The organism is Bacteroides sp. AM32-11AC, assembly GCF_003603515.1.
Classification (GTDB): domain Bacteria; phylum Bacteroidota; class Bacteroidia; order Bacteroidales; family Bacteroidaceae; genus Bacteroides; species Bacteroides uniformis.
In genome coordinates, this window is the sequence record NZ_QTNH01000011.1 from 89688 (window position 1) to 102685 (window position 12998).

The 12998-nt window shown below is 41.5% G+C and carries 12 protein-coding genes and 6 pseudogenes; all 18 read right to left on the reverse strand.

Annotated elements, in window-relative coordinates; translation table 11 throughout:
• Nucleotides 1–10: 10 nt before the first annotated feature.
• Entirely contained in the window at nucleotides 11–421 is a 411-nt protein-coding gene (locus tag DW800_RS13160) for a type II toxin-antitoxin system VapC family toxin (protein WP_035448267.1), read from the reverse strand.
• Nucleotides 418–675 (reverse strand): hypothetical protein, encoded by a 258-nt coding sequence (locus DW800_RS13165; protein ID WP_035448265.1) that lies wholly within the window; start codon nucleotides 673–675, stop codon nucleotides 418–420. Before DW800_RS13165 ends, DW800_RS13160 begins: the two co-directional genes overlap by 4 nt.
• 69 nt (nucleotides 676–744) lie before the next feature.
• Nucleotides 745–1083, reverse strand: a pseudogene (locus DW800_RS19945) (UDP-GlcNAc--UDP-phosphate GlcNAc-1-phosphate transferase); the annotation flags it as partial.
• A gap of 56 nt (nucleotides 1084–1139) precedes the next feature.
• A complete protein-coding gene (locus tag DW800_RS13175; protein ID WP_119958126.1) occupies nucleotides 1140–2390 on the reverse strand; it encodes a DegT/DnrJ/EryC1/StrS family aminotransferase in 1251 nt (416 codons plus the stop codon).
• A 486-nt stretch (nucleotides 2391–2876) separates the two neighbouring features.
• Nucleotides 2877–3005 (reverse strand): MBL fold metallo-hydrolase, encoded by a 129-nt coding sequence (locus DW800_RS19950; protein ID WP_229034786.1) that lies wholly within the window; start codon nucleotides 3003–3005, stop codon nucleotides 2877–2879.
• A gap of 82 nt (nucleotides 3006–3087) precedes the next feature.
• Nucleotides 3088–3698, reverse strand: a pseudogene (locus tag DW800_RS13185) (sugar transferase).
• Nucleotides 3699–3816: 118 nt separating this feature from the next.
• On the reverse strand, nucleotides 3817–4131 hold the full coding sequence (locus DW800_RS13190; protein ID WP_227239166.1) for an acyltransferase: 315 nt from the start codon (nucleotides 4129–4131) through the stop codon (nucleotides 3817–3819).
• 176 nt (nucleotides 4132–4307) lie between these two features.
• Nucleotides 4308–5585: pseudogene (locus tag DW800_RS13195) on the reverse strand (IS66 family transposase); the annotation flags it as partial.
• Nucleotides 5586–5642: 57 nt separating this feature from the next.
• Nucleotides 5643–5810, reverse strand: a pseudogene (locus DW800_RS19955) (hypothetical protein); the annotation flags it as partial.
• A gap of 45 nt (nucleotides 5811–5855) precedes the next feature.
• A pseudogene (locus tag DW800_RS19960) lies at nucleotides 5856–6047 on the reverse strand (hypothetical protein); the annotation flags it as partial.
• 88 nt (nucleotides 6048–6135) lie between these two features.
• Nucleotides 6136–6744: a sugar transferase gene (locus DW800_RS13210; RefSeq protein ID WP_057281305.1), complete on the reverse strand. Its 609-nt coding sequence runs from the start codon at nucleotides 6742–6744 to the stop codon at nucleotides 6136–6138.
• Nucleotides 6737–6931 (reverse strand): annotated as a pseudogene (locus DW800_RS20130) (acyltransferase); the annotation flags it as partial. The gene DW800_RS13210 and the pseudogene DW800_RS20130, both read right to left, overlap by 8 nt.
• Nucleotides 6932–7210: 279 nt before the next feature.
• The gene (locus DW800_RS13220) at nucleotides 7211–8413 is read right to left on the reverse strand and encodes an acyl-CoA reductase (protein WP_057281220.1); all 1203 of its coding nucleotides are present in this window, start codon (nucleotides 8411–8413) and stop codon (nucleotides 7211–7213) included.
• A 2-nt stretch (nucleotides 8414–8415) separates the two neighbouring features.
• The gene (locus DW800_RS13225) at nucleotides 8416–9522 is read right to left on the reverse strand and encodes an acyl-protein synthetase (protein ID WP_057281221.1); all 1107 of its coding nucleotides are present in this window, start codon (nucleotides 9520–9522) and stop codon (nucleotides 8416–8418) included.
• Nucleotides 9523–9631: 109 nt separating this feature from the next.
• Nucleotides 9632–11002 (reverse strand): AMP-binding protein, encoded by a 1371-nt coding sequence (locus DW800_RS13230; protein ID WP_057281222.1) that lies wholly within the window; start codon nucleotides 11000–11002, stop codon nucleotides 9632–9634.
• Nucleotides 10993–11697 carry an MBL fold metallo-hydrolase gene (locus tag DW800_RS13235; RefSeq protein ID WP_057281223.1) on the reverse strand — a complete coding sequence of 235 codons (705 nt, stop codon included), beginning with the start codon at nucleotides 11695–11697 and terminating at the stop codon, nucleotides 10993–10995. Before DW800_RS13235 ends, DW800_RS13230 begins: the two co-directional genes overlap by 10 nt.
• Complete coding sequence (locus DW800_RS13240; RefSeq protein ID WP_057281224.1) at nucleotides 11697–11933, reverse strand: phosphopantetheine-binding protein; 237 nt, start codon at nucleotides 11931–11933, stop codon at nucleotides 11697–11699. The genes DW800_RS13235 and DW800_RS13240 overlap by 1 nt, the downstream gene beginning before the upstream one ends.
• 29 nt (nucleotides 11934–11962) lie before the next feature.
• Nucleotides 11963–12994 carry an N-acetylneuraminate synthase family protein gene (locus DW800_RS13245; RefSeq protein ID WP_057281225.1) on the reverse strand — a complete coding sequence of 344 codons (1032 nt, stop codon included), beginning with the start codon at nucleotides 12992–12994 and terminating at the stop codon, nucleotides 11963–11965.
• Nucleotides 12995–12998: the final 4 nt, after the last annotated feature.

A 12998-nucleotide genomic window follows, 5' to 3' on the forward strand; every position in this document is an offset into this window, starting at 1 on the left:
GCCAACTTAATCAAGATATGCTTTCAAGAAAAGATTTAGGAGACGTAATACTTATTTGTGAAAAATAAAAATCCTTTTCATTCCTTGTCACAATAACATCAGCTTGTATATTGGCTGCAGAAAAATATTGCAATGCATCTTCAAAGTCAGTAGCTTGTAACATTAGAGCCGATTCAACATTATCAGCTGTCAAACTAACAACAGAAAAGAATGTCTTCAGTTTATTTAAAGCATTATATAGTGCTATTCCTTTAAATTTCTTTCTAAGAATATATGCAATATTTGCCATAGTCAATGATGACAAAAACAAAGAACATTTCTGCTCTTTTTGACACAACAGAATAGTGGCAGCATCTTGACATCCGTCTCTTTCCAATAACAAGTCTATTAAGACATTTGTATCAATAAAAGCTTTTATCATTTGTTCAATAGATAATTAAGACGTTCATCTTCTGCATCTTCTATCCCCGAAGCTATACCTATTAATTCCTGAATATCCTTGGGCAACACAAAATCATTTTTCTCAGTCTTCACTTTTCCAACATGTACATGCCGCCTACTGCCATTATTTAATAAACTTTCCGACAGTTTATTTATAATGCGCAATTTCATCTCATCACTTAGTGACAATAATTTATCCAAATAATTATCTGACAAATTAATAGAAGTATCCATATTACTTTCTCCTTTCAATGACAAAGATAATATTAATTCCTACAATCATCAAGAAAAGGAAAGCTTATTTCAAATTGATTGATGTAATCCAAAATACCTCTTCATGAAACAGACATAAATAAGACTTAACAAGAGGATGGTACATAGCAGATACCAGTAACCTGAATCCAAACACATTATATATCCTACGATGATGATTGCCTATACTGCCATGTAAATAGAAGAAACCATTACATGAGGAATCTTCAGCTCATTCGCCATAATCTGATAAGATGTTTGCGATGCGGTAGTCCAATATTCTCATGAAGCATCAGGCGGTGAATATTTGGCACGCTTGCAGAAATTGAAGAAGCAGAAGACTAGAACGGAACAGACAACGGTATAGATGAAATCCGCATTGACAAACGTATTGGCAACCGACAGCGTTGTCAAGGTCGTAGTTAAAAAAGCTGTATTTTCATCTATTATTTTACTATGGCCTCTTTTATACACTCCACGATATAATATACATCTTCATCAGTCACCCACGGCCCGGCAGGAAGGCACATACCGATTTTAAAAATAGCTTCGGATACCCCATTGATATAAGCCGGAGCATCCTTATAGACCGGCTGCTTGTGCATCGGTTTCCAAACCGGGCGTGCCTCTATTTTTTTGCCAAGCATAAAAGCACGCAAAGCCTCCACATTCTCGTTGGGCTGGCAATCTGTTGTAGCACAATCTACGGCATGAATCACACCAGCAGCACCACCTACGGCAGTCTTGACAATATCCTTATAAGCATTTTCCTGCCCTTTGATGCGAAGTGAAGAACCCAGAGTGATTGTACAAAGCCAGAAATTAGAGTCATAATCAGCCGAAGGAGCTTCATGCAGCAATACCCCCTCCACATCCTTAAGCAGTTCCTTATAGAGAGCCTGCACATGCCGATGATGTGCAATATGCTTATCGGCAACGGTCATTTGACCACGACCAATACCTGCACATATATTACTCATGCGATAGTTATACCCTATCGCCTCGTGCTGGTAATAAGGATAAGCCTCACGAGCCTGCGTAGCATACCACATGATTTGATTCTTGCTTTCGGCATCTTTACAAATCAACGCACCACCGCCACTGGTAGTAATCATCTTGTTACCGTTAAAGCTCAGCACCCCGAACTTGCCGAACGTCCCTAGTACTTGTCCCTTAAAACGGGAGCCAAAACCTTCGGCAGCATCTTCCACCACTGGAATAGCATACCTATCGGCTATCTCCATGATACGTGTACAGTCATAGGGCATGCCGTACAATGCCACAGGAACAATAGCTTTTGGCTTTTTTCCAGTCTTGGCAATGCGGTCCTTGATGGCTTCTTCCAACAGTTCCGGAGACATGTTCCAAGTTTCTTTCTCAGAATCCACAAATACCGGAACAGCCCCCAGATAAGTGACCGGATGTGAAGACGCACAGAATGTGAAGCTTTGTACAATCACTTCGTCCCCCTGCCCCCCTCCGCAAGCCAACAGAGCCAAATGTACTGCCGCCGTACCGGCCGAAAGTGCCACCACTTCCTTGCCTTCGCCTACAAAACGTTTCAAATCCTCTTCAAAAGCATTCACGTTAGGACCGAGAGGAACCACCCAGTTCGTATCGAAGGCTTCTTTTACATATTTCTGTTCAATACCCTCCTCGCTCATATGGGCAAGGCAGAGATAAATGTTTTTATCCATAAATATATATATATGATTATTTAATGATCAGACTTCGGATTCCTCACATAGTGGGGAATAAAAAGAAAGGAAACGGCTTTATAAATCTTTTCCAGATATCGGGATAATTTACTCATAAATGTTTCCATGACCGGGATACAGACTGCAATCCTTTATTAATTCCATGATACGTTCTTTCGAGATCCGTGCATCTTCCCTATCGCTATTAGGGAATGAGGCAATGACTTTAACACCCGGGATATATGAATCACCCGAGAAAACATTGTTCTCGACTTTATAGGTAAGGCAGCTTTTATCATGTCCGGGAGTTTCAAACACTTCCACGAAAATTCCCGGAAATATTTCCACTTTATCATTCTCATGTAAAACCGTCACATTATCTCCCATCCATATTACAGGATCATTGTGATAACGGGAAAAATTAAATTTATCCGAACCTAAAGCCTCCTTGCCGAAAGAGGAAGTGTAAACTATGCAATCAGGATACTATCGTAATAAATCTTTTATACCATAAATATGGTCGTAATGAGTATGAGTCAGAAACAAGGCTTGTACCGTTCCGCACTTTTCCTGAACACACTGCTTTATAGGAGCAATATCCCCAATATCTATCAATACATGCCTATCTTTCCCCTCAACAGACAGTATATAAGCATTGGAGGTGAAAACAGAATTGACAATCTGATGGATGTTCATTTCAGTTATGACCGTTGAAAGCCTCAGTGGTAGCATTACCTTCCTTATTGATCCCTTCTCTAACGAACACTTTCTTTATGGTTAGCAGAATAATCTTCACGTCCAGCCAGAAAGAAATATGATCCACGTACCACACCAGCTCAAACTTACGTCTCCAACTGATATCATTCCGTCCGCTTACCTGTGCCCACCCCGTAATTCCCGAACGGACTTCATGGCGACGGAACTGTTCCTCTGAATATAAAGGAAGATACTTCGGCAATAAAGGACGGGGGCCAACTAATGCCATATCCCCCTTTAATACATATTTATTAGTTGTGGCAATTCATCTATAGAAAGAGAACGGACTATTTTCCCAATCTTTGTCAGGCGTTCAGCATCCGGCAACAAATTTCCTTCAGAATCCCGCTTATCTGTCATTGTCTTAAACTTTATGGCTTTGAATATCCGGGCATTTTTACCAGGGCGCTCCTGGGTGAAAAAGACACCGGCACCCTTATTGGTGAAATGGAGGAAAATTATCAGAAGAAGTAATATGGGCCAGATAACTGCCAAAACAAAGAAAGCAACAATAAAATCAATCGTACGTTTTAAAAAGTAAGAATATAGCATAACATCCGTCAATCAATTCATTAATATTTTTCCATTTTGAACATTTACATTCTCTTTCAATATCTTTGCAGGATTTCCTGCTGCAATACAATTCGAATGAATACTTTTTGTAACCACGCTACCCCCCCCCTATAACTACCTGATTACCAATAGATAATCCTGGCATGATTATTGATCTAACTCCTATCACACAATTTTTCCCAATATATGTATCAGCTTTCAAACTTCTACAATGATCATGTGCCAATATCATAGCACCAGAAAGCACCCAAGTATTGTCCCCAATATGGATACCTTTAGGATTAATTGACTTATCTAAATGAGCTTTCCATGAAATTCTGCAATTTTTACCTATATCCATTCCGTATCTCCAACGGAGATAACGAGGATATAAATCAACTAAAATCCCCCATACTTTACTCCTAATATTCATAATCATGATATTTTTAACGATTTAATTACGGGATTCTCTAACAGGAAGATCATCTCCCTCCTCCAGTCTATCCGGTAGGCGAACTCGTTACGTAAGCACTCAATTTAGGGCATCCCCTTTGAAAGAGCACTTTTCAGTGCCCTAAACCGAATTCTGTTAATTAATTAGTTTTGAATTTAACATTGGCTGGTAACCAAAGCGATTTTGTCAGGAACCATATTAACATAATCCCTGCACCCGTTAAAGATATTTAAAAAAAAATTCCGATGAAGTTCCAGACAGAACTGCCATGAAGCTTTACCGTTCCTATTACACTGTGATAAGTTGTGGCCATCTCAGCACCAGCATCACTGCCATAATGATGTGAATTGTTACGCTGAGTAGTCAGTTTTCGAATGGTCCGCCCAGCAAGATTATCGTCTATCGGCAGTTCACCGTCATTCAGGTAAACGAATATCTCTTTCCAGAACCGGTTCAGAAAATTGAGAGCTTCTGTATAATACTGACTCCTAAATTCTGAATCCTTTGACAGTTCACTGTCCAACAAACTGCGCAATCCTATCAGGAGCTCCTTCGTTTCCAAGCTTTGCCTTTCCCGTAACCTCTCTTCCGGAGTAAGCCCGGCTTCATCATAAACATGTTCTTTCGAAAAGAATCTCTTAAGAAAGTTCGAAAAGCGTACGGCTACCGGTTCACCACCTTGATTACCTACTTTAACGAACTTATTGTTTGCATGAGACATACAAACTTGATGTATAGTATCTTTAAACCGGGCTGATTTCAACTCATTGCCGATAAATACATAAGCATTGCAGCCGTCGGACATAATACTCTTCAATTCTGCATCACCCAAAAAGTCTGTAAGTACATCACGACCGCGAAAGCCATTCTCATAGAAGAAAATGGCTGTTTTCTGAGCCTTGTTGACCAGAACCCAAATGTAGCACTTCTTATAATGATCATATTTATGCACTTTACACCAGGTCTCACCGCAGTTCACAATCGAGTCTTTTCCCAAAGCTGTAGACTTCAATACACAAACCAGCTCATCCAGGTATTTCTTGCCTTTCTTAAGCCAGTTATGTAATGTGTTTTTAGATATGGTCATTCCCATATCTGTCAGCCATTGGTGAAGAAGACCAAAAGTCACATTCTTTACATAAACTTCATAGGCTATGGCCTGCAGGAATTCAAGAGTAGCTTTAGTCCCCTCAAATTTAGTTATCACCTCCGGATGTCCTTCAGAGAGGAAATAACCCCACTTGGGCTTTTTGCCAGGCTCTGCATAATGAACCATCTCAAAACAGGAAAGTACAGAAACTGAATACACGTACCATTCTTCTTTCAATGATGCGACCGGGAACCTTTGTCAAGTCAGAAGGATGCTCTATCGCTTCTCCGGATACTCCCATCGTTTTATAACCGTCAGGACGATTGAACAAATCGCGTTCTTTCTTGTCAATCCGATAGACAATATCCGCTCCATTACGCTCTACTTTCATGAACTGATAGCCTGCAACAAACTTCCTTTCGAACAGACTGTATGAACGGTTATCGAATGAAGACATACGGACTATTCTTCGATTGCGCGACATGGCAATGAAGACATCTCCATCACTTGGTTCCCGGTGAAGCCGCTCGCGAATGACAGAAAACACACAGCTATGCTTACAACGCATGTCGGTAAAGTCACGGACATTAAAAATGATTGAGACCGATAACACTCAGCATAAGCCCTCCAGCTTCTCTAACACGTGGACTAAATCCTGGTAGCTTAAATTCTTTTGGGATAAATGCAATCCATTGCTTATACGAATGTCAATCCAAATACGGACAGGATTGTCATTATCGATTTTTGATACTGTCTGAGGCTGATCACTTGTCTTGGATTTTTCCGCATGGTTTATCTCTGGAGAAACACTATGTTTTGCAGACATTTCAATTGCATCATCGCATCCGAGTCCTATCGCAACAAAGATAGCAGTAGTTTTCTATTTTCATCCATCAGTTGTGACCATTAAAAGGCTCAATTGTAGCCTGCCCTTCTTGAGAGATTCCTTCTCGCATTATCAATGACTTTATAGTAATGAATATCACCTGCAAATCTGTTTTAAACGAACAATGATCTACATACCAGACATCAAGTTTGAATTTTTCTGTATGTCTTATCCCATTACGACCATGACATTGAGCCCATCCGCTTATTCCAGGCCTTACTTCATGCCTTCGATGTTGTTCTGGGCTATATAAAGAAAGATATTCCACCAGCAACGGTCTTGGACCAATCAATGACATATCACCCTTAAGAACATTGACAAACTGAGGCAGTTCATCAATAGATGTGGATCGAACGAACTTACCAACTTTTGTAATTCTGTCTTTGTCTGGCAACAATTTTCCATCCTCACCTCGTTCGTCCGTCATCGTCTTGAACTTTATTACCTTAAATAATTTTTCATTTTTTCCAGGCCTTTCTTGTAAAAAGAACGCGCCTGCGCCCTTATTTGCGAAATGCAACCAGATAGTAATTACCAACAATGGGACAAAAAGAATTATCAAAACTACTAATGCAATGATAAAATCCAGCACTCTCTTAAAAAAATATCTATACATTTTGATTAACTTTAACGAGTTCTCCTCTATCAATTATTACGCCCCACTTATCACATCGAACATTCTTTCGCAATACCCTTGCAGGATTACCAGCAGCAATACTGTGGCTTGGAATATTTCTCGACACTACAGCACCAGCACCTATTACTACTTCATCTCCAATAGTGACTCCAGGCAAAATAATAGATAGCATTGAGGCTAATAAAACAATTCTTACCTATACAAACAGCAGCCTTTAATTTTCTACTAGCATCGTGAGCTATGACCTTCACCCCACAAAGCACGTAAACACCTATATATTAACATCTTGTCAATTTATATTCTTATCTATAAATGCATGTTGTGATATCTGCACGTTTTTGGCAATATCAACTCCATACACTTTTCTATAAATCATTGGAACAATAGCATCCGCATATTTCCATAGAATTATTCTAATTTTTGATACTATCATAATTATATACTGTTAAATAGTCACTTCTCTACTTAGAATCTGAATGAGATTATATCCATCCCAAGTCAGGCTGAATGCCGTGGTGTCACCGAACGGTACGAATCTATCTATGCCTATCAGATGATTCTTAAGCACAAACTCGCGAATATCTTCGGCTGATATTCCGTAACAAGCCATGGTCTGATACTTATACTTCACGATATGCGCAATCTCATCAAGCGATTTTGCATCATACTCCGTGAAATAGCCGCACTTACTGCGGTAATCATCAATGTTCGAAGGCAATTCATCAGATAGCTGAACTCGTACCAGCTCATTATCCTTGGTCTCTGTATAGCAAATCTCCATGGCCTGGCTCTGGCGATAGAAATCGGTGAGCTTATCCACAGCCATCACGCTCTGGAAATTGTAGTTTTTCTTCTGAACCATGTCATACTCAGCCTTCCAGAACAGTTCCTTGCCCTTGGCCATGTTCTCCTTAGAGCCCAGCCAGACCACAAGATGCGGAGCGGAGCAGGCATTCTGATCAAAGAGATAAGTGTCGTTGTAGAAGTTCTCAGCCAGTCGTTCCATATTCTGCTCAGACACGAGCTTGTCGGCATTAATGGCTGCAAAACTGTATCTGTCAGCAAATGTCACGTCGATTGAACGTGCAGGAGCCTTGCTCTGTTTTAGGCGATAGATAGTCTCATCACCGCCCCAAATAACACGAGCCTGGCAGATGGAAGAGAAGTAATCATTGGCCTGACTCTCATGACCGTATCTCACCACGGCGATACGTTTTCCTACCTCAGGCACTGCCTCAGCAGTCACAGCGAGATGTTTCACCACCATGTCCACCTGTGGGAACTCCTTGCTTGAGCAGCGCACCACATTGTAGTTTCCTGCCAGCATTCCCGACACCAACGAATAGGCAAAGTTGATGGGCACATTCGATGGGCCGATATGGAACACTATGCCTCGGCCAAGCCTCAGTTTATCATCGGTGTATTGCTCCTTCAGCTTCTTCAAATTGCCCTTGCGGCAGAAGAAAGCGAACGTCACCACATCAGGATAAAGCCTGCTTTCGCGGTCTTTCAGCAGCGATGCCGACATCACCGAAAGGAACTCCAGCACTTCATCTGCAAAAGGCTCCCACGGCTGATATTTCTCAAATTCCTGCCAATCTATCTTCGCAGGAAATAATACATTAACATCTGATATATCGTAACTCATAATTATTTCTTTGGAACTTTAGGAACTAAAGGCGTGGTATATGTATCACTACAACCTCTTATCTCTGCATTCTTGATTCTTCCGAATACCTTGAAGTACTTGCCTTTTCTTCCGCATGGGCAGTCATCCTCACCAAGCACGGCACCTTCATCCTCCGTGAGCAGCACATGACCAGGATAGCTCTCGGGCAATGCCGAAACCACCTCGATGATGCCCTTCTCGCCCTTGTCGGCAATAGAGAAATCAATCGGTCTGCGGATAATCACATCGCTGAATGCAGGCGCATGCAGATGGCCGCATTCACACTCCATGTAGATGCTTCCCGTCTGCTCCACCATGCCATAGTAATCGTGCACGTTCTCAGGCAGAATACCACATGCCTCGTTCAGCGTCTTCTTGTATTCCTCTGGCAAAACCTGCTCGTTCACAAGCTTCTTCCAGCCACCGCCATGAATCAGCACACCCTTGCTCAAATCGGGCTTATAGCCGCTCTCAATGAGTTTCTTGCAGAAGTGCTGCCAAATCATGAACGTAAATCCGAACATAAAGACGGTCTCGCCTTTATGCTCCTCCAGGAATTTCTTCATTCCCTCCACGTCCAACTCCATGTTCTCGCCCAGCGCATACATACGCTTACTACCGAACATCGAGAAACCAAGGATTCCGGCACCACGGGCAGAGAATATATTGCGGTTCTTTATCACAGCCGAAGTGTCCAGAATCAGCATCGGCACACGGTGAGTTCCGATGAATGCCGAAACAATCTTTGTTAGAGCCTTGGTCTGATTGGCCGAAGTAGTTCTGTCCACGAAAATCTGCGACTTCTGCTGACCAGTAGTACCGCTCGAAGTCATCGTCTTCGCAATCTCTTCCTTCGGTACGGAGCGCAGTTCAAACTCCTTGAACAGTCGCACAGGCAGGAATGGCAGCTCGTCATATTCAGGCAGATTGTTTATATCCAGCCCCACCGCATCCATCATCTTCCTGTACAGTTCACAATGCTCGTAATGGTATCGGGTGAGTTCACCGATACGCTCATTCAGCATCTTTCTCTTCGCATCCCTATCCAATGAATAAGGAGGAATATGCAGTATTTCATCTATTGTCATAATTCTTTGTTTAAAATTGTTCTATGTTGTTCAAGATGGTTCAAAATTGTTCTTGCAGTAGCTACTTTGAACTAATTTGAACGTGCGTAGCACTTTAAACCATTTTGAACTATAACTGCGCTTGCAGCACTCGATAATCTAATTTTCCAGATGATTTAATAGGTATTGCATCTATCACACGTACATCAAATGCGCGTGTGTTGATACCAGTCTTTTGCATGAGTAGATCCTTTACTGCGTCCTTTTTACTTTCGTCGGTGATGAATACAGTCATCTTATCATCAACTCCTACACAAGCCACTGATAATGTTACAGCCTTTAGGAATTGCTCTGTTGCATCAAGATTTACACGATTTCCATAAATCTTTAAGAATCGCTTCATTCGGCCAGTAATATAGTAGTAACCGTCTGCATCCCTGCGAGCTACGTCACCAGTTTTCAGCACACCATGGTTCTCATCGCCTTTCTGCAGGTCTTCACGGCATTCGCCATAACCAAGTGACACATTCTTGCCCCAATATTCCAGTTCTCCGTCGACATCAGACTCTGTAATCTCATTACCATTCACATCAAGTATGGCAAATCTGCCACCAGGTATAGCAATACCTATTGAAGCATATTTTTCCAATGCTTTATCGAGTGGCAAATAACTCATACGAGCCGTGGCCTCGGTCTGACCATACATTACGAAGAATCTCTTTCCAGTTGCTTGGGCATTCTCAATGTATTCCTTTGCAAGTTTGGCATTGAGTTTTCCACCTGCCTGCGTCATAGTCTTCAAGTATGGCAAATCCATCTTAAAGATACGGAGCCTACGAAGCATCTCGTATGTAAAAGGAACTCCTGCAATAGAAGTAGCCTTCTCATCCTGAGCGAACATCCAGAATAACTTCTGTATCACTGGATGGTCTGTAAGTAGCAATGTTGCATCCTTGATATAGTGACTGTTGATTACAGAAATACCATAGCTGTAATACATCGGCAAAGAAGTAATTGGTCTCTCATTCTCATCAATACTCAGATATTCAGCAATGCTCTCAGCATTAGCCTTTACATTCTCATAGCTTAAACGCACCAGCTTAGGAGAGCCCGTACTGCCCGAAGTAGTAAGCAAAAGCCCAAGGTCTTTATAAAGATTTGCATCCTCACTATCGCCCTTATAAAGGCCATATCCTTGGCACTCATAAATTGGAGTATCACCCTCCACGAACTTTGCATCTGTAGGAGCCCACACATAGTTAGGGCGATATACATTCTGCAAGTTGTGCAGAGAATCCAAATCCTTTGTGCTGTCCAGCATAATTGGCACAATACGATGCTCCAAGCATCCCAAATAGCCAATCAATGATCCTATTGTATTTGAGCATAGCAGAAATATCAAGCTGCGTTCAGGCATTTGCTGCCCAAACTTGTCCATCTCTATTCTGAGCTCTTCTTTGGAGAAGTGTTCTCCCCTATCGGTTATTACGTTTAATCCCATAAGAATTTACTTTCTGTTATTATAAACGGATCTCCATGACCCGGAAGTATTATCGTATCCATTGGCAAACTCTTCAGATAGGGAAGAGTTATGCTTTTATATTTTTCTTTTTCGCCTTCCGGGAATCTCAATATCGTCTGGTCTTCTTTCAACAGACTATCTCCCGTGAAAACATATTGCCCTAATTCAATACATCCACTCCCTCCACTATGTCCGGGGGTATGTATGAAATGGAATTTCACACCACACACTACTCTATCAGCAGACTCTCCGTATGTTGTATCAGCATGAAGAGTATAGGTTTTGCAATTTGCTTTGAATTGCTTATATCTATCGCCACCGTCTTTTTTATCCTGCTCAGCTAAAACAAAGGCTATAAGCATTGGATTGTTTCCCCTCTTACTTGATATGTATTTCTCTGCCTCTTCCTGACAGAACAAATCATTTTGAGGAAACGCTTGTTGCAACACAGGAACACCCACCGTATGGTCAAAATGTTCGTGTGTCAATAAAATATGAATTACTTCTACCCCTCTATCTTTCAATAGCTTCAGACCTTCCGGATTATCATTTGGATCAATCACTATCGCATCTTTACCACGAATGATGATAAACATATTGCTCTTCACAGGAGCATAGGTGCACCTGTAGAGCAATATGTCTTTACCATCAATGTTAAGCTTAAATGCGTCCATTAAAACTTAACATCATACTTAGCCAGAATTTCCTGACCTTTCTCAAATGAGCTCAGATCAATGATGTCATCTGTGTCGAGAGAAATGTTGAATGCATCTTCAAGAGCAGCCACCAATGTCATGTGACCTACTGAATCCCATGCTTCAACCCCCTGATACTCCAGCCCCTTGGTCTGATCTTCTGTAATACCCAGTGTATCGCAAAATGTCTGGGTGTACTTCTCTAAATTTGTCATGACTTTAATTTAATTTTAAACGTTTATAATTATTTGATATCACTTTCTTTCAACAACTCATCTGCGGTAATGTCGCGTGTAACGGTCATGCCTATCATTGAGTCAATTCTATCAGGAGATATACCTGTTCCGGGGCGCTTTGCATCAAGGTCATCAGCTGTCAATACCTGACCAGCCTTCAAATCTCTTGCTGCAATCACACTTCTACGCATTTTTGCCTTCTGTTCTACCTCAGCCTGAAGCACTACTCTTTCCTTGCTGCCCATAGCCTCATAGACATCATTGCATCCATTTACAAGATTTTTCAAATCCTCAGGCTCCATAGCCATCTGATTGTCCATTCCAATCTTCTTGTGGTCAAGGGTAAGATGCTTTTCAATCAATGCCGCACCAAGAGCTGTTGCTGCATTTGCAATCTGACACCCAATGCTATGGTCTGAGAATCCGATAGGATAATTCGGGAAGAGTTCACGAAGTCCTAATATATTATTAAGATGTATCGTATTCATCTCTGGGGGATAAATGCTGATGCAATGCAGCAGACAAATCTGAGAATTACCAGCATCCTCAATCACCTCAACGGCCTTCTTCACTTCCTCAATAGTACTCATACCCGTGCTAAACACAATAGGAGCACCTTTCTTGGCGATATATCTCAGATAAGGATGGTTGTTTGTTTCCATCGAAGCTATCTTCACAAAAGGTGCCTCACATTCATCCAACAGGAAATCGACTTCCTTCTTTGAATAAGGAGTTGAACAATACTGCACACCTTTACTGCGGCAATACTTCGCCATATCCATCAGCTGGTCCTCGCTCAGTGAGAACTTCACAAAGAAACGTTTTGAGATAGGATTTGCCTTATAATATTCAGCGGCATAAAGCGACTCTGCCGACCACGACTGAAACTTCACACACTGACATCCAGCTTCTGCGGCAGCATCAATCATCCTCTTGGCAACTGCCACATCTCCATTGTGGCTGGAGTTCACCTCTGCCACAAAGTAAGGTTTACCATAATCAGACAGCTCAGTACCGTCTCTTAATATCAATTTTGCCATAATT